Source organism: Thalassococcus sp. S3 (assembly GCF_004216475.1).
Lineage (GTDB): Bacteria > Pseudomonadota > Alphaproteobacteria > Rhodobacterales > Rhodobacteraceae.
In genome coordinates this window covers 4,390,357-4,407,318 of the sequence record NZ_CP022303.1, presented here as the reverse complement: position 1 = coordinate 4,407,318, position 16,962 = coordinate 4,390,357, and the positions used below count along the sequence as shown (strand labels likewise).

Below are 16,962 nucleotides of genomic sequence, written 5' to 3'. Positions count from 1 at the left end.
CTGATCATGGTGGCCCCTGTAGCACAACGCTGATGACCCAAAGCGGCCTTGCGCGTCCGCGCATAAGCGGGGATACGCGCGATCCGGGGACACCTGCGTCAATGTGAGGAGATGATAGTCAGCGCGGCTGCGGCAAGGCGTGTTTGTTGTAGGGCGTCCAATCGGTGATGTCTGGGTAGTACATCTCGCGCCAGCGGCGGACACGGGGGTTCATGACGCGGCGCCAGAGGGGCGGGATCATCGCCGCCACGGTCATCACCGGATAGCCGTAAGGCAGTTGCGGGGCATCCGCTTCGGTGTGGTTTTGCAGCAGCGGGAACCGGCGGTCGGGCTTGAAGTGATGATCCGAATGGCGCTGCAGGTTGATCAGCAGCCAGTTCGAGGCCTTCTGGGCGGAGTTCCAGGAATGCTGGGGTTTGACGTGCTCGTACTTTCCGTCGCCCAGATGCTTTCGGGTCAGGCCGTAATGCTCGACATAGTTGACCAGTTCCAACTGCCAGATCGCGACACCGGCCTGCATGAGAAAGAGCCCGACGCCGACCCAGCCGCCCAGAAGAAAGGCCAGAAGCAACATACCGCCCTGCAAGGCCCAATAGCGCAGGAATGGGTTGCTGCGGTCGTGCCAGGGCCGGTTTTTTCGGGCGAGCATGGCCTTTTCGGCCTTGAACGCCGAGACGAAGCTTTGCCGTAACACGCGCGGATAGAAGCGATGGAAGCCTTCGTTGTAACGGGCGGTCACCGGATCGCGGGGCGTGCCGACATAGCGGTGATGCACAAGCAGATGTTCGGACCGGAAGTGCGAATAGAGCACCATCGCCAGAAGGACATCGGCCATCCAGCGTTCGACCTTATTTTTCTGGTGCATCAATTCGTGGCTGTAGTTGATGCCCACCGTGCCCGAGATGACGCCCACGCCGAAGAACAGCCCGACCTTCTCCCAGCCGCTCAGGTGCGGCGCGGAGGAGGCGTACCAGATCAGCCCGAAGATCGTGAGGAACTGCACCGGCGCCCAGAGCATCGTGATCGCCTTGTAGAGGGTCAGATCATCCTCTGTTGCAGAGAGGTCGGCATTCTCCAGCTCCAACCCCAACACGGCGTCGAGCATGCCAAAGGCATACCACGTGTAAAGCGGCAACAGGAGCAAGGTCCAGCCGCCATAGCTCGCGCTGATCAGCGCCAGTGGCGGCAAGGTCAGGGAAATCCAGAACGGCGCCGCGCGTTGCCAGCGGGCGAGGTCTGCGGGTGCGATCATGCGCGGCCTCCTCAAGCTGGAGGAGAGTATAGGGCCGGACTGGTCCTGGACCAAAGCATGACCTTGCGGCCTGGCTGCGTTCTAGTGCCACGTGCGGCCCGCGAAACACGTTCAGGTGGTCAGCAGACGTGCCTCACTGACTTTCAGGCACATTCTTGCAGTGTTGCCAAAGCCAGCCTGGTCCCAGGACATATGCGGAAAGAGGCGTATGACCTCGGCCCGCGCCGCGTGACCTATCGCGTCGAGGCCCTGCGCGCCGGGATGGAAGCTCTCGCTGGGCATCCCATCGGCGAAAACAACCTGATGCTGGTCAAAGAGGATGTGGATGTAGTGGACGCGCTGCGCGTCTTCGTCGATAAGGACGGTGTGTCCGTCGACAAGTCCCTTTGCCGGCGCCAGAACCTGCCGTTCGCTGAAATGCAGGTCGATGTTCCAGCCCTGCAACAGCATCCGGTGTTGGGGTGAGACCCGCATGTCGCGTGCAGGACGCCCGGGCCCGAAGGCGCCCTTGCGGATCAGAATTGGCCGGTTGAACGGGGCCCTTGAAAGCGTTGCCGCGTCAAGCCCGGCATGACCGATCCAGCGGATCGGTTGCGCGCCATCGTCCAGCGTTTCGACAATGTCTCCGACACGCAGCGTCTCAATCGGTCGGTCGCCCGATGGCGTGCGGATCATCGCGCCCTTGGTAAAACAGACCACGTTGACGGTATCAAAGGTGATGTCGTTGGGATCGACGCCCTGCAGCTCGATGGTGCCGGGAAGGCTGGTGTTGTCGGAATAGTCGACCACACCGCCTGATACGGTCTCGCCCTGATTGGACTGGTTCAGAAGGCCGTCATCAGCAAGGTCCGCGCGTACCTCGAAAACGGAATCGTAGTATGGTTCGAGATCGAGGAAGTCGTTGTTGGTCTGGTCCCCGTCATCCGGGTCATTTCCGGTGCCGAATTCGAAATCGACGATCGTATCGTTGCCGCCGGTGACGACAAAGGTATCGAAGCCCTCTCCGCCCGTCATCTCGTCCGACCCATCGCCGGAATCGATGAAATCGTCGCCCGCCCCGCCCGAGATAATATCCGCATTCGCGCCCGACTGGATCGAGTCGTTGTCCGCTCCGGCGTTGATCGTGTCGCTGCTATCGCCGGTGATGATGGTGTCGTCGCCGGTTCCGCCGTCAATGCTGTTGTTGGATTGGGCAGAATCGAAAACGGTGATCGAATCGTCGCCCGCCCCGCCATCGACGGTATTCTGCTCGGTCGCGCCGGTGATAAAGACCGTATCGTCGCCCTCACCGGCATCGACAAAGTTCGAACCATCGCTGTCGGTGATCGAGTCGTTGCCTTCGCCGCCGATCAGCGTGTCGCTGTTGCCACCGCCGTCGAGGGTATCGTTGCCACCATTGCCGATGATCGTGTCGAACCCGTTGCCACCCGAAAGGGAGTCGTCCCCTTCGGCGCCGGCAGGGGTGCCGGTGACCGAGAAATCCGGGTCGGGCGGCTGCCCGATCATGGGGGAATTGACAAGATTCTGGGTCGCCCCGCCAGTGTCGGGTCCGCTGACGGTCGCCGACAATACGTCCTGCCCCGCATTTTCCCAGTACCGGAGTTGGATTGTGTAAGTCTCGTTCGGATCGAGCGTGATCTGGCCTGAGCGTGTATTGGCGGCCTGATGGAAGTCGTTGTTCAGATATTCGTTGCCTGCGGGCGGATTGCTCTGACTGTCCCACAGCACTGGATCGCCGTTGGAATCAAATATCTGAAGGGTCGAGCCATCGTCGGACCTGGTAGAGAACGTATAGACACCACCAGCGGTAACGTTCAGCGTGCTGGTATATACGATACCGAAGTCTTGAGGGTTACCGTTGGTTCCCCGTAATGTGTTGACCAGGTTGGATTCGTCGAAATCAGTGACGTAGCCCGAACCAATGCGCGTGCCGCTTTCTATGTCGAAGGCCTGGCCTGCACTGGAGTCAAAATTGAAATCAAACGCCTCATAGTGCCAGCCTGTCGGCGGGGCACCATCGCCGATAATCAGATCGTCGCCATCGCCCGCGTTGATCGTGTCGTCGCCGAAGCCACCGGTAAAGGTGTCCTGCCCTCCGGTGCCGTTGAAATTATCGTTGCCTTCGGTGGCCGGGTTGCTGCTGGTATTGTCCGCCATCGCCATTCCTCGCGTCACGCAAAAGATGCATGCGACTCACTCAACCCCCGGAAATCACAATATTTCCGAGGTTTCGGCTGCCAATGCGAAAGGCGGGAGTGGCGATTTCTGGCAGATTATCGCTGATCTAGGCGGTGCGCGCCAAATCGAATGCCTTGCGCATGACGGTCGGCAGATCGGACGGGCGGAAATCGGTTTTTTCGACGAAAAACCCGTTTCCTGCAGATTGCCCAAGCGGGAGGTCGGCGACTTTCACCGTCAAAATCAGATGGAAATGCGTGAATGTGTGACGCACCTCAGTGCCCAGATCTTGCCAATTGGCCGGGCAGGGCGGCGTATCGGCAACATGTTCGCCCCAGTCGGTTCCGGGCCAGCCCAGCATACCGCCCAGAAGCCCCTTATCGGGGCGCCGCTCCATCAGCCAGGCTCCATCGGCGCGGCGCCCCAGATAGACGATACCGTAGCGGGTCGGTTTGGCTTTCTTAGGCATCTTGCGGGGCAGATCAGCCGCGGTGCCCTCTGCGCGCGCGGCACATGGATCCCGCCAGGGACAAATGCCACAGGCGGGTGATTTCGGCGTGCAGATCGTGGCCCCCAGATCCATCACGGCCTGTGCGTAATCGCCCGGTCGAACCGATGGCGTGAGGGCGGCGGCTTTTTCCTTCAGAAGCGGTTTGGACCCGGGCAGCGGATCATGGATATCATGGAGCCGCGCCATGACACGTTCGACATTGCCGTCCAGCACCGTCTCTGCCCGGTCGAACGCGATAGAGGAGATGGCTGCCGCAGTATAAGGGCCGATGCCGGGTAGGGCGAGAAGGCCATCATAAGTATCGGGAAATCGGCCGTTCAGATCGTTCGCAACCACGCGTGCGCATTTCAGAAGGTTCCGCGCCCTTGCGTAGTATCCCAGACCGGCCCATTCGCCCATGACCTCCGCATCCTCCGCAGCGGCAAGGTCGCGTATACCGGGCCAGCGCGCAGTGAACCGTCGGAAATAGTCCCGAACCGCCGCCACCGTGGTCTGTTGCAGCATGACCTCGGACAGCCAGACGGCGTATGGATCTGGCCGGATGCCCGCCGCGCGGTCGGTTGGAGAGACACGCCAAGGCATGACGCGGGCATGGCGATCATACCAGGCGAGCAGGTCTTGGGCATCCGCGCTATAACGCATTGTTTATGTATTCCCCGCTCGGTTTGACTGGCGTCTTTGTGATCGCTCTCTAGAATAGAGTGAAGCTTGAGGAAATGAAGTGATGCCGCGGCGCCGCTCGACCACATTTGGGTTCAAACAGACCTCTGCTCTGCTGGGGGACCGGATCCGTCGTGCCGGCGAAAGCCGTGGCTTTGCCGTATCGCGGCTGTTGACCCATTGGGATGATGTCGTCGGCGCGGATATCTGCAAGATCGCCCGCCCCGTGAATATCAGCTATGGGCGCGGTGGGCTTGGTGCCACGCTGACCCTGCTGACCACCGGTGCCCAGGCGCCGATGCTGGAGATGCAGAAAGAGCAGCTGCGCCACAAGGTGAATGCGGTCTACGGCTATAACGCGATCTCCCATATACGGATCACGCAAACTGCGCCGACCGGGTTTTCCGAAGGAAAAGTTGCCTTTGAGGCAAGACCGAGAGATCACGTTCAGGACGCGCCACGGCCCGAGGTTGCGGCGGCCGCGAAAGAGACAGCCGCTCCTGTCGAGGACGAGGATCTGCGCAACGCGCTGGAGCGGCTGGGACGGAATGTGATGACAAAGCACACTATGAGGAAAGGGGTATAGATGACCCGTATTGTTGCTGCCCTGGCAGCCTGTGTCGTGCTGGGTCTGGGTGTTTTCGCCTGGTCCAGCTTTTCGGGTTCACCGACACCTGCCAATCCGCTTGTCGGCGCTGCAAATGCGCAGGAATCAGCGGAAGATATTGATACGTCCGGCATCGTCGAAATGACGATGGGGTCAGAGGACGCCCCGGTTACGGTAATCGAATACGCGTCCTATACCTGCCCGCATTGCGCGACCTTCCATCAGGGGCCGTTCAAGCAACTCAAGGCCGACTATATCGATACCGGCAAGGTCCAGTTCGTCTATCGCGAAGTGTATTTTGACCGCTTCGGTCTTTGGGCCTCCATGGTGGCGCGCTGCGCGGGGCCGGACAAATTCTTTGGCATAACCGAAGTGCTCTATCAGGACCAACCCAATTGGTCGCGTGCAGGTGGACCAACCGAGATCGTGGACGAGCTGCGGCGCATCGGACGTCTTGCCGGGATTGAAAACGAAACGCTTGAGGCCTGCCTTCAGGACGGTGACAAGGCGCGCACGCTGGTTGCCTGGTATCAGCAAAACGCTGAAGAGCATGGCGTGAACTCGACCCCCAGCTTTGTCATCAACGGCACCAAGTACGAAAACATGAGCTACGACGATTTCGCGGCACGGATCGAAGCGGCCGCGGGCAGCTGATGGCCGCGCCGCTGGACGGCCTCAAGGTCATCGAACTGGCACGTGTTCTGGCCGGCCCCTGGGCCGGTCAAACGCTTTCTGATCTGGGTGCCGAGGTCATCAAGGTCGAAAGCCCCGCAGGTGATGATACAAGAGCCTGGGGTCCCCCTTTTGTTGAGCGGGATCAGGACGTTTCTGCCGCCTATTTCCACTCGACCAATCGCGGTAAGGCGTCTGTCGTCGTGGATTTCCGCACGGAAGAGGGCCAGGCCCGTGTGAGAGAACTGGTCCGGGACGCAGACATTCTAATCGAGAATTTCAAACTAGGCGGGCTCGCGAAATACGGATTGGACCATGACAGCCTGAAAGAGGTGAACCCAAGGTTGATCTACTGCTCGATCACTGGCTTCGGGCAGGACGGCCCTTACGCGCATCGCGCGGGTTATGACTTTATCATTCAGGGCATGTCGGGGCTGATGTCGATCACCGGAGAGCCCGAGGGCCAGCCGCAGAAATCAGGCGTGGCGATCACGGACATCTTTACCGGCGTCTACGCGACGACCGCGATCCTGGCGGCTGTGCATCAAAGGACGCAGACCGGCAGGGGCCAGCATATCGACATGTCCTTGCTGGACGTGGCTGTGGCGGTCACGGCCAATCAGGCGATGAACTACCTGACGACTGGCGTGGCACCGGGGCGGATGGGCAATGCGCATATGAACCTCACGCCTTATCAGGTTTTCGATTGTGCGGATGGCTACATCATCATCGCCACCGGAAATGACGGGCAGTATCAGCGGTTGTGCGGCCTGCTGGGGCTTGAGGAGATGGCGGAGGCGCCGGAGTATCTGCGCAACAAGGATCGGATCGCCAATCGCGAAGAGATGACCAGACGATTGACCGAGGCGACCCGTCAGCGCGCCAAGGCCGATCTGCTTGCGGCTTGCGAAGCGGCGGGCGTGCCTGCGGGGCCGATCAACGATCTGGCCGAAGTCATGTCCGACCCCCATGTGCAGGCGCGGGGCATGCAGATCGAACTGGATGGCGTGCCGGGTGTGCGTGCGCCCTTTCGGTTCTCGGACGCGGAACTGGCCTTGCATCGTCCGGCACCCAAGCTTGGAGAGGACGGCTGACGAAGAAAGCAGGCTCAGGGCGCCGGCGCGACCTCGTTCAGCCTGTTTTCGAGTGTTTCATGGTCGGCGATCTGCAGCCGCACCGGCAAAGTGATGACTTTGGGTCTGAAACTTGCAGGCAAACGCGCCGCATCTTTTTCGGTTGTCACCAATTGTGCGCCAAGTGCCCGCGCCTCGGCCTCCAGACGGGAGAGCAGGGCGGGGCTCAACGTCTGGTGATCGTCGAGCGCTTCGGTTCGGGCAAGATCGGCGCCCAGAGCCTGAAGCGTGGCAAAGAACTTTTCGGGATGTCCGATCCCTGCAAAGGCGAGAGCGCGGGTTTGTGACCAATCCATACCGGTCTGCAAAGGCTCAAGCACGCCGGTGAGGTGCGGCAGCGCGATAGCATGATCCCAGCGCTGAGTGAACCGCGCCTGATCGGCAGGCGGTCCTATAGAGAGGAGCAGATCGGCGCGGGCAAGGCCGGTTTGAACCGGTTCGCGCAGAGGGCCAGCTGGCAGGCAGAAGCCATTGCCAAATCCCCGCGCCGCATCCACCACGATGATCGAAAGATCCTGTGCCAAGGCGGGGTTCTGAAAACCGTCATCCAGGATCAGAACCGTGGCCCCGGCTTCGACGGCGGCCCGTGCTCCGGCGGCCCGGTCCCGTGCGACCCAGACATCGCCGAATGCGGCCAGAAGCAGGGGTTCGTCACCAACTTGGGAGGCCTTGTGGCGGGCGGGCAGCACCTCCACGGGACCTGTCAGCGACCCTCCATAACCGCGGGAGATGATGTGCGGCGTATGGCCCATATCGCGCAGGCGTTCCTGAAGCCAGATGACCGTGGGCGTCTTGCCGGTACCGCCGGCATTCAGGTTGCCCACGCAGATCACCGGAACGCCAGGCCGGACCGGGCGGCCTTTTGCAAGGCGGCGGGCGGTGGCCGCGGCGTAGAGCGCGCCCAGAGGGCCGAGAAGCCGGGCTGCCAGCCCGGGGCGGTCCGCTGGATTGTCCCAGAAGGATGGCGGCCGCATCAATGCGGTCCCGCGTGGTCGAGTGTGTCATGGGCGAGTTCAAGAAGCTGATCGGTCAGATGCGCCCCTTCGGACACGACTTCCCACCCCGCAAGCGCCATGGAGGCGGCCTGATCCGGCGCGATCAGGCGGGAGACGGCGGCGCTGAGCGTATCGGCATCCTTCACAATCCGCGCCGCCCCGGCTGAGGCGAGGCGGGAATAGGCGCTCAGGTGGTTGCGCACGTTGGGCCCGTAGAGAATGGCAGAGCCGAAGGCCGCCGCCATGAAAGGGTCATGTCCGCCATATCCGGGCTTGAGCGAGCTGCCCACAAGGCTGAGCGGAGCGACCCGATACCAAAGCGCAATTTCGTCCAGCCCGCATTCGGTGTCGCACAGGAGGACCTGGGTGCTGTCATCTGTCGTATCGCAATCGGACCACCGCATTCCCGCCTGCTCAAGCATCGTTCGGTAGGCGTCGGCCTGATCCGGTGATGCGGGCAGCAGAACCAGGAGCAGCCGATGGGCAAGCCGGATCGCATGCCGATGCGCCGCGAGCACGGTTTCCACTTCATCCGGCTGCACATGCGCGGCGAGCCAGATGGGACGACCGCCCAGCATATCGGTGACCTCTTTCAGATCGGTTTCGTTGATGGCGACCGGCATGCTTCCGTTTCGCAACCGGGCCGAAACGGTGACCTTCTCGGCCTTTGCACCTAGACGGATCAGCCGTTCGGCGGTTGCCTCATCAGCGGACAGGATGGTCTCGAAGCATCCAAGACAAGAGCGTATCAGACTTGGAAACCAGCTGTGCCTTGCTTCGTCAAAGCCCTCGTTATCCGCATCGATCAGGACCATCGGAAGATCGCGTTCCCGTGCCGTGCTGATTAGGTTCGGTTGCAGATACCCGCCCGTCCAGACGCCAAGATCGGGGCGCCAGTGGTCGAGAAAGGCGCGCGCAAGCTCGGGGTGATCGGGGACAAGCGGGCAAATCCAGTCGGCGCCCTGCCACAGCTCTTCCCCCGGTCCGGTCCGTTGTGACGTTGTGATCAGCACGTGCAGGTCCGGACGTTGCTGTTTGAGCCGGAAGCCAAAGTTCTGCAGCGCCGCCAGCCGCATGCTGCTTGTGGCGTGCGCCCATAGGACCTCGCCCTCCGGGCGATCTACGGGCGGCGCAAAGGTCGCCTGCGGCTTGCGTGCCGAAAGCGCCCGATAGGCCGCGAGGCTGAGCGACCGCGCCAAGGGATCAGCCCAGCTCCTCGGTCGAGGAGGCTTCGGTTTCCTCGTCGCGAAGGCGGTGCAGATGCGCGATGAAGTAGCGCATATGTGCGTTGTCGACCGTGCGCTGCGCCTCCGCCTTCCAGGCATTGTAGGCGCTGGCATAGTCGGGGAACATGCCGACGATATGGATATCCTCGACATCCTTGAACGCGTTGCGGGATGGGTCGATAAGCTCGCCGCCGAAAACGAGGTGCAGGCGTTGGACCATTGGCGGTGTCCTTTGGGTCTTTGTCGTGAGAATTGGCCGCGAGCCTAAGCAATTGATCTATCGCGTCAAGCGCAGCACCGCAGTCGCGGCCTATTTGATGCGCAGAGCGGCCAGGATCTCCTGATGAACAGTGGTTCCTCCGGCGATGACCCCATCGAGCTTGGGGCGCGGATTGTTGAATTGCAGCGCTGCACCGGCCTTGTCGGTGATCCGCGCGCCGGCTTCGCGAAGGATCAGATCTCCGGCGGCGATGTCCCATTCCCAGGCCGGCATGAAGGTCAACATGCCGTCGAAGCGACCCTCCGCGACAAGCGCCATGCGGTAGGCCAGCGATGGTCGGTGCGACCGGCGAAAGCTCGGCACCGACCCGGGCCAGTGCCTCGGGTCGAGATTGGCCTTTGTTGCAAGGATCGCCGCGCCGTCCAGCGCATCCGCCTTTGTCGGAGCGACCTTGTCCCCGTTCAGAGACGCGCCCTCGCCCCATGCGGCGGTGTAAAGCAAGTCGCGTTGCGGCAGGTAAATCACCGCGGCGGTCACGACGCCCCTTTCGGCGACGGCCAGGGCATGGGCCCAGGTGCGCGATCCGTCGGCAAAGCTGCGGGTGCCGTCGATCGGGTCGATGATAAAGACCTTGTCGCGGTTCAGCCGCTCCGGATCGTCCTCGTTTTCCTCGGACAGCCATCCATAATCGGGGCGCGCTGCGCGCAGCTTCGAGGCGAGCATATCGTTGACGGCCAGGTCCGCCTCGGTCACGGGGCCGGCGCCATCCGGCTTTTCCCAGCGCTTTGCCGTCTTTCCGGTGTAGCCCAGGGCGACGTCCCCGGCCGCCTCTGCTGCCTCTATCAGGAGCGAAAGATCACGCTCCGGCAAGGGTCATCCCTTCGACCAGAAGCGACGGCACGACGCGCGACAGGTGCGTGCGGGCATCGTTCGCGGGGATGATCCGGCGCAGCATGTCGCGCAGATTACCCGCAATCGTGCATTCGTTGACGGCATAGGTCGGCACGCCGTTTTCGACCCAGATCCCCGCAGCCCCGCGGGAATAATCTCCTGTCGTTGGGTTGATGGTCGCGCCAATCATTGATGTGACCAGCAGTCCGGTTCCCATATCGGCCATCAGATCTGCCTTGCTCTGGTCCCCCTGCGTCAGCGCAAGGTTCCATGTCGCCGGGGACGGTGGGCCAGAGGTGCTGCGCGCGGCGTTGCCGGTTGACGCAAGGCCGAGCTTCCGCGCGGTCGCAAGATCCAGCGTCCATCCGGTCAATATTCCATCTTCAACGATAGCCCGGCGCGTCGTGGGCAGTCCTTCGGCATCAAACGGGCGAGAGCCTGTTTTGCGCGGAAGGTGAGGATCCTCGATCAGCGACAGATGATCGGGAAGGACCCGCTCTCCCAGCGCGTGCTGAAGCCAGGACGCCCCCCTGGCCACCGCGCTGCCATTTGCTGCCGCGACGAGATGACCGATGAGGGATGAGGCGATGCGTTCATCGAATAGAACGGGAAAGTTGCCGGTGGCTGGCTTTCGGGCGTCCAGACGCTCGACCGCGAAGTGTCCGGCCTGCTGGCCAATCTGGCCCGGTGAGCGCAGATCCGACTGATAGGTCCGCATGTCCCCGTCATAGTCGCGTTCCATGCCCGTCCCGGTCCCCGCGATGGCCACGCAGGATGTCGAGCGGTTGGTGCGCGCATAGCCGCCGGAAAAGCCATTGGTCGCCGCAAGATAGATTTCGGAGGCGCCATAGGAGGCGGTCGCCGACTGGACCTGGGACACCCCTTTGACATCCAGCGCTGCCGCTTCGGCCGTGCTGGCATCGGTGACAAGGTGCTCTGGCGCCGGTTCGGGTGAAGGGTCCGCCAGTTCCAGTGCGTCAAGGTCCCAGCCACGGGTCAGGTCGGCCGGGTCGGCGAGACCGATATGGGCGTCATCCGGCGCCTCCTTGGCCATTGCCACTGCGCGTTCGGCCATCATTGCCAGTGTCTCGGGGCGTGTGTCCGACGCCGACACGCTGGCCTGTTTTTGGCCGATCAGGACACGGAGGCCGATATCTACCCCTTCCGACCGTTCCGCCTGTTCAAGCGCACCGCCGCGGACGTCGACGGATATTGAGGTTCCTCGCACCGCAAGCGCATCTGCATTCTCTGCGCCCGCTTTCTTTGCGGCGTCAAGCAGTGCTTCGGTGAGATCCGAAAGTGTATCCGTCATTGGTCTGCTGATCCCTTTCCTGGGTGCCGACCTAGCCCGGTGGTGATGGCCCTGCAAGTCCCGGCGAAAATGCAAACGGGGCAGCGCTGGGCCGCCCCGTCGAATAATCTGACCCGATTTCGGGTTTACTGGATGCGCTGTCCGTTGGCGAGGATATGGCCTTCCTCGTTGATCTCGATCTTCGAGTTAAGCGTATCCTCACCGTCGCCGGGCACGGCGAAGAGGCCCATCATCATCCGTGCGCCCATGGCTTGGTCTTCTGGAAGAAGGCCCATGGCCACCAGCTTGTCGAGCAATCCATTGCCGCCGACCAGTTGCAAATCAACGGCGCCTGTCGGTTTGGGCAGACCATCGAATGTTTCGGTGTCGGAGTTATCGAACGTGAAATCACCCGTACCGGTCAGGCGGGCGCCGACCGCGGAAACCAGAAGGTTGCGCAGGGTCAGCGCATTCAACTGAGCGGGTTCAGCGCCGGGCTGTTCCATCGCTTCGGCTGATGCGGGGTCCATCAGGCTCATCAGCATTGTGGCCTTGCCGGTCAAGTCCAACTCGATCGTTGCGGGATCGCGCGGCAATTGAGTGCCTGGATCGAAGAGGTTCCAGATCGCATCTGACATCGTGAAGTCGCCCATCTTCATGCCAAGGGCGAAATCCTGTTCCGCCTCATCCTGGCTAACGGGGATCAGAAGATTGATCGCTGCCTCGGCCATGTTCAGCGCAACGGGAAAGGGCAGATCGCTGGTGGTGATGTCAGCCGAAACGACCGCCTGCGTGATGTCGTAAATCAGGCCCGACTGGCTCAGCCCAAAGCGCGCACTTCCGCTTTCAGACCCGGTTTGCATGGCGAATTCGTCGCCTTCGGCAGCAAAATTCAGCTGCGTCGATCCACCTGCATAGCTAAAGGTCCCGTCAGCGGCAAAACCTTCCCGCAAAGAGGCGTCCATGTTGTCGGGGTCCATTTCAAGCGGCATCGACGCCGTTCCGTCGAAGGACAAATCCTGAGATCCGCCGGTCATGTTGAACTGTTCACTGGTTTCGGGACCGGTGAACGCGAAATCGTAGGTCAGCGTGTTTGCGGACATGGTCTGCTCGTAAGCGCGCAGGTCCCCAACCTCCATCTGGGTGGAGCCGGTAATGTCCGCCAGCGCAACCTCCATCTTGGCCGCGTCCGCGGGCAGGGTTTGCCCGTTGGCGGTAATCTCGGTCATGATGACCGCCAGCCGATCTGCGGTATAGGCATAGTCCATGTTGTCGGGTTCGCCGGATGCGACCATCTCGAACCCGTCCTGGACATAGTCGAGCTTTCCGGAAAACGGGGTGCCGTCCTCACCAGTGCCGGAAAAGGCGATCGGAACGGTCTCAGGCATGACCACGGAGACCGTGCCGTCCCCGTTCTCGACGAATTCAAGGTCGCCCATCGTCACCGAAACCGCGCTGTTATCCGCTTCCATCGCCAATGACATCGAGATGTCGCTGACCGTCAGCGTATTGCCGGACATGTTTTCGGTCGCGGTGATCTCGTAACCGGATCCTGCGATATAGGATTGCCAGTCCTGCCAAACATCCTGCGCCGTCACATCGGCGTATGCGCTTGTGCCCGCGAAACAGCCTGCAATCAACGCTGCCGTGCTGACACGTGAAAAATCAATCGTCATAAGGGAACCTTTCCAGTCAATACCAGACCCAAGGGGTCGCAAAAGTCGTCCGGCTGTCAAGAGCCCGGAAGGGGTGGACGGGCCAGCGAGCCCAGTCTACCAGTTGACCAACACGTACCACAGGTGGGTGAGGAAAGTGCAAGATACAACCGTACTTATAACCGGAGCGAGCCGCGGCATCGGAGCAGAGACCGCGCGGGTTTTCGCCGAGGCCGGTGCAAACGTTGTTCTGACCGCGCGGAGTACGGAAAGCCTGCGCAGCCTGGCCAAAGAGATCGGTGAAAGGGCCGTCGCGGTCTCGTGCGATGTGAGCGTCTACAGCGACGTCGAGGCGGCTGTCGCGGCTTGCACAGAGACATTCGGCGGACTGGACGTCCTGATCGGGAATGCCGGTGTGATCGAACCGATCTCGCATCTGGCGGAGGCGGATCCAGCCGATTGGGGCCATGTGATCGATATCAATCTGACCGGCGTCTTTCACGGCATGCGCGCGGCGCTTCCGGTGATGAAGGCGGCGGGGCGGGGGACGATCCTGACGGTGAGCTCTGGCGCGGCGCATGGGCCTGTCGAGGCATGGAGCCATTATTGCGCGTCAAAGGCCGGTGCGGCCATGCTGACCCGCTGTGTCGACAAGGAAGAGCGCGACAACGGGATCCGGGCGATGGGTCTGTCGCCGGGCACGGTGGCCACGCAGATGCAACGGGAGATCAAGGCGTCTGGCATCAATCCGGTCAGCCAGCTTGCCTGGGACGATCACATCCCTGCGGATTGGCCGGCCAGGGCGCTGATTTGGATGTGTGGCGAGGATGCGGATGAATTCGTGGGACAGGAGATTTCGTTGCGCGATGAAGGCATCCGCAAACGGGTTGGATTGATATGATTGAATTGACGAAAGACGATGACCTGTGGGTTGCCAAGATCAACCGGCCCGACAAGGCCAACTCCCTGACGCACGAGATGCTGACGCAACTGGCCGAGATCGCCGAAGCCGCACAGGACGCCCGCGCCCTGATCCTGACGGGCGAGGGCAAGGTCTTTAGCGCCGGTGCGGATCTGGAGGAGGCGCGGGCAGGTCTCGCGACGTCAGATGTGTGGGAGCGTTTGTCGGGCGCCATCGCGGCCTTGCCGGGGCTGAGTATCGCGGCGCTGAATGGCACGCTCGCGGGCGGGGCCATGGGGATGGCTTTGGCCTGTGACATCCGCATCGCGGTGCCGGGGGCGAAGTTCTTCTACCCGGTGATGAAGCTGGGTTTTCTGCCGCAACCCTCCGACCCCGGCCGCATGCGCGCGTTGATCGGGCCTGCGCGGACCAAGCTGATCCTGATGGGCGGGCAGAAGATCCTGGCCGAGGAGGCTTACGCATTCGGGCTGATCGACCGCATCGTCGAGGGCGACGTGCTGGAGGCCGCGAGAGAGATCGCGGCGGACACAGCGGCGGCCAAGCCGGAGATTGCCGCTGGCATCAAGGCGATGTGTTAACGCTGGCGGCGCTTGCCAGGGATCTTTGATTGAAACTCGGGCGGGCGCTTACGAATCCAGGCGAGGAACTTGGCGAGCCTTGGATGGGCGCGCAGCGCCTCGACGGTGTTGTAGCTGCGGGCCAGTTCGGCCTCTGAAAGGCTGGCATGGATTTCGCGGTGGCAGATGTGGTGCAGCAGCACGGTGGGACCGCCCTTGCCGCCCTTGAGTTTCGGTATCAGGTGGTGATGGCTTTGCTTGACGCCCGGAGGGATCGGGCGGTCGCAGAGGGGGCAGATCGGGTCGCTCATCGTGGCCGACAGGATGGGGCGTAGGTGGCGCAAGGCAAGGACATCTTTGACATCGTCGTGATCGGCGGAGGGCCGGCGGGACTGATGGCAGCGGAGGAGGCCGCACGGGCGGGGGCGTCGGTGCTGGTTTGCGAGGCCAAACCGTCACTGGGGCGGAAGTTCCTGATGGCGGGGAAATCGGGGCTGAACCTGACCAAGGACGAGCCGTTCGACGCCCTGCTCGCTGCCTATCCGGAGGCGGAGGCCTTGCGCCCAGCCTTGCAGGCTTTCGATGCGGCGGCGATGCAGGATTGGGCGCGGGGGCTGGGGCAGGCGCTGTTCACAGGGTCTACGGGGCGGGTCTTTCCAGAAGCGATGAAGGCGTCGCCGCTCCTGCGCGCGTGGATCGCCCGGTTGGACGAATTGGGTGTCGCGCGGCGTGTGCGCTGGCGTTGTGCCGGATGGGACGGCGCTGCGCTGTCCTTCGCGACGCCAGAGGGTTTGCGGCAGGTGACGAGCGGGGCGACGGTGTTGGCGCTGGGCGGGGCCAGTTGGGCGCGTTTGGGCTCGGACGGATTGTGGGCAGAGGCGCTGCGTGAACAAGGGGTGAAAGTGACGCCCTTCGCGCCGTCGAATGCCGGGCTGTGCGTGAGTTGGTCAGAGCATATGGCGCGGCATCTGGGTCAGCCGATAAAGGGCGTGGCCTTTCGCGCCGGAGAGGCGGTGTCACGCGGCGAAGCGGTGATTTCGGCGACGGGGCTAGAGGGTGGTGGGGTCTATACACTGACACCGCAGCTTCGGGCGGGTCATGTGCTGCGTATCGATCTGATGCCGGATGTTGACCAAGCTGAAGTTGAGCACAGGCTCGCCCGACCGAGAGGCAAGCGCAGCATGGCCAACCATCTGCGGCAGGTGCTGAAACTGGGGCCGGTCAGGACGGCGCTGTTGAACGAATTCGGGCGGCCCTTGCCAGTTGACCCGGTGGAGTTGGCACAAGTGATCAAGGGCTTGGAGGTTCAGCATGCCGGGTTGAGGCCGATGGACGAAGCAATCTCGGTCGCGGGCGGCGTTGCGTTTGATGCGATGGATGAACGTCTGATGCTGAAGAACCGCCCGGGTGTGTTCTGCGCGGGCGAGATGCTGGATTGGGAGGCGCCCACGGGGGGCTATCTGCTGACCGCCTGCTTTGCAACCGGGCGCTGGGCGGGACAGGCGGCGGCGGAGTATGTTAAGCGGCAGAGGCGCGTTTGAACGCCTCTCGGTTCCGCATCGCCTTGGCGTAGGTTTTCAGGTTTTCGTGCTCGATGGGATACTTCATCGCGTGGGTCCAGTTCAGGCAATGGGTGCATAGGATGTCGGCTATGGTCATGGTCTCGCCTTGAAGGAACGGTCCTTCGAGCCGGCTCGCGATGCGCGCAAGGCCACGTTCGATGTCGGAGGCAGCCGAGGGGAGGATTGCGGTGACGCGGCGGTCTTCGGGCAGGACCATTGCGTGTTTCATGGCGAGCCAGAGATTGGCGTCGAGTTCCTCGTTCACCATGTGGATTAGGGCGTCCTGTTTGGCGCGAGCGGTGGTGCCGGCGGGGTGTGTCAGCGCACCATGCTTGTCGGCGAGGTAGGACATGATGGCGGCGGAATCGGTGAGGGTGGCGTCACCGTCGGTCAGGACGGGGATCTTGCCGATGGGATTGACGGCGAGGACTTCGGCGCTTTGCGCACCGGCGTCGATCAACTCGTAGGGCTGCCCGAGTTCCTCAAGTGCCCAAAGGACGCGGAACGCGCGGGATTGAACCTTGCCGTATACTTTGTACATGAGTGCCTCTTCTTAGGTTTCTTTTCTGTTCGCGGTGCATCGTTCAGAGGTTTCGCCTGGTGCAACCATCGGTCAGCGCGCAGACATGC

General features: G+C 62.2%; 17 protein-coding genes. 6 read left to right on the top strand and 11 right to left on the bottom strand.

Going from position 1 to position 16,962, the window contains the following annotated elements; translation table 11 throughout:
- Nucleotides 1-118: 118 nt before the first annotated feature.
- From CFI11_RS21645 to mutY, 3 genes are all read right to left on the bottom strand, one after another.
- Nucleotides 119-1,252 (bottom strand): alkane 1-monooxygenase, encoded by a 1,134-nt coding sequence (locus tag CFI11_RS21645; RefSeq protein WP_130409564.1) that lies wholly within the window; start codon nucleotides 1,250-1,252, stop codon nucleotides 119-121.
- A 111-nt stretch (nucleotides 1,253-1,363) separates the two neighbouring features.
- Nucleotides 1,364-3,409, bottom strand: coding sequence for a Hint domain-containing protein (locus tag CFI11_RS21640; protein ID WP_165390354.1), 2,046 nt, complete (start codon nucleotides 3,407-3,409; stop codon nucleotides 1,364-1,366).
- 127 nt (nucleotides 3,410-3,536) lie between these two features.
- Nucleotides 3,537-4,583, bottom strand: coding sequence for an A/G-specific adenine glycosylase (mutY, locus tag CFI11_RS21635; RefSeq protein ID WP_130409562.1), 1,047 nt, complete (start codon nucleotides 4,581-4,583; stop codon nucleotides 3,537-3,539).
- A gap of 82 nt (nucleotides 4,584-4,665) precedes the next feature.
- Between mutY and CFI11_RS21630 the strand changes: the two genes are divergently transcribed.
- Genes CFI11_RS21630 through CFI11_RS21620 form a run of 3 tightly spaced genes read left to right on the top strand, consistent with a single transcriptional unit; the run spans nucleotide 4,666 to nucleotide 6,974 of the window.
- A complete protein-coding gene (locus CFI11_RS21630; protein ID WP_130409561.1) occupies nucleotides 4,666-5,187 on the top strand; it encodes a DUF721 domain-containing protein in 522 nt (173 codons plus the stop codon).
- Entirely contained in the window at nucleotides 5,188-5,862 is a 675-nt protein-coding gene (locus CFI11_RS21625; RefSeq protein WP_130409560.1) for a DsbA family protein, read from the top strand.
- Nucleotides 5,862-6,974 carry a CaiB/BaiF CoA-transferase family protein gene (locus CFI11_RS21620; protein ID WP_130409559.1) on the top strand — a complete coding sequence of 371 codons (1,113 nt, stop codon included), beginning with the start codon at nucleotides 5,862-5,864 and terminating at the stop codon, nucleotides 6,972-6,974. The genes CFI11_RS21625 and CFI11_RS21620 overlap by 1 nt, the downstream gene beginning before the upstream one ends.
- A gap of 14 nt (nucleotides 6,975-6,988) precedes the next feature.
- Here the strand turns inward: CFI11_RS21620 and lpxK are convergent, their stop codons facing one another.
- From lpxK to CFI11_RS21590, 6 genes are all read right to left on the bottom strand, one after another.
- Nucleotides 6,989-7,987 carry a tetraacyldisaccharide 4'-kinase gene (gene lpxK, locus CFI11_RS21615; protein ID WP_130409558.1) on the bottom strand — a complete coding sequence of 333 codons (999 nt, stop codon included), beginning with the start codon at nucleotides 7,985-7,987 and terminating at the stop codon, nucleotides 6,989-6,991.
- Complete coding sequence (locus CFI11_RS21610; protein ID WP_130409557.1) at nucleotides 7,987-9,207, bottom strand: 3-deoxy-D-manno-octulosonic acid transferase; 1,221 nt, start codon at nucleotides 9,205-9,207, stop codon at nucleotides 7,987-7,989. The genes lpxK and CFI11_RS21610 overlap by 1 nt, the downstream gene beginning before the upstream one ends.
- 4 nt (nucleotides 9,208-9,211) lie before the next feature.
- Entirely contained in the window at nucleotides 9,212-9,454 is a 243-nt protein-coding gene (locus tag CFI11_RS21605; RefSeq protein WP_130409556.1) for a DUF4170 domain-containing protein, read from the bottom strand.
- Nucleotides 9,455-9,544: 90 nt separating this feature from the next.
- Nucleotides 9,545-10,324 (bottom strand): 3'(2'),5'-bisphosphate nucleotidase CysQ, encoded by a 780-nt coding sequence (locus CFI11_RS21600; protein ID WP_130409555.1) that lies wholly within the window; start codon nucleotides 10,322-10,324, stop codon nucleotides 9,545-9,547.
- A complete protein-coding gene (locus CFI11_RS21595) occupies nucleotides 10,311-11,657 on the bottom strand; it encodes a TldD/PmbA family protein (RefSeq protein ID WP_130409554.1) in 1,347 nt (448 codons plus the stop codon). The genes CFI11_RS21600 and CFI11_RS21595 overlap by 14 nt, the downstream gene beginning before the upstream one ends.
- Nucleotides 11,658-11,782: 125 nt before the next feature.
- Nucleotides 11,783-13,312 carry a DUF2125 domain-containing protein gene (locus CFI11_RS21590; RefSeq protein WP_130409553.1) on the bottom strand — a complete coding sequence of 510 codons (1,530 nt, stop codon included), beginning with the start codon at nucleotides 13,310-13,312 and terminating at the stop codon, nucleotides 11,783-11,785.
- A gap of 127 nt (nucleotides 13,313-13,439) precedes the next feature.
- Between CFI11_RS21590 and CFI11_RS21585 the strand changes: the two genes are divergently transcribed.
- Together CFI11_RS21585 and CFI11_RS21580 are read left to right on the top strand one after the other, a co-directional pair.
- Nucleotides 13,440-14,192: an SDR family oxidoreductase gene (locus CFI11_RS21585; RefSeq protein WP_130409552.1), complete on the top strand. Its 753-nt coding sequence runs from the start codon at nucleotides 13,440-13,442 to the stop codon at nucleotides 14,190-14,192.
- Nucleotides 14,189-14,791, top strand: coding sequence for an enoyl-CoA hydratase/isomerase family protein (locus CFI11_RS21580; protein ID WP_130409551.1), 603 nt, complete (start codon nucleotides 14,189-14,191; stop codon nucleotides 14,789-14,791). The genes CFI11_RS21585 and CFI11_RS21580 overlap by 4 nt, the downstream gene beginning before the upstream one ends.
- Here CFI11_RS21580 and CFI11_RS21575 read toward each other — a convergent pair.
- A complete protein-coding gene (locus CFI11_RS21575; protein ID WP_130410122.1) occupies nucleotides 14,788-15,081 on the bottom strand; it encodes an HNH endonuclease in 294 nt (97 codons plus the stop codon). The two genes, CFI11_RS21580 and CFI11_RS21575, sit on opposite strands and share 4 nt — an antisense overlap.
- Nucleotides 15,082-15,105: 24 nt before the next feature.
- On the opposite strand from CFI11_RS21575, the gene CFI11_RS21570 reads away from it, so the two are divergent.
- Nucleotides 15,106-16,311: a TIGR03862 family flavoprotein gene (locus CFI11_RS21570; protein WP_256370565.1), complete on the top strand. Its 1,206-nt coding sequence runs from the start codon at nucleotides 15,106-15,108 to the stop codon at nucleotides 16,309-16,311.
- On the opposite strand, the gene CFI11_RS21565 is transcribed toward CFI11_RS21570, so the two are convergent.
- On the bottom strand, nucleotides 16,289-16,873 hold the full coding sequence (locus tag CFI11_RS21565; RefSeq protein ID WP_130409550.1) for a glutathione S-transferase family protein: 585 nt from the start codon (nucleotides 16,871-16,873) through the stop codon (nucleotides 16,289-16,291). The genes CFI11_RS21570 and CFI11_RS21565 overlap by 23 nt on opposite strands.
- Nucleotides 16,874-16,962: the final 89 nt, after the last annotated feature.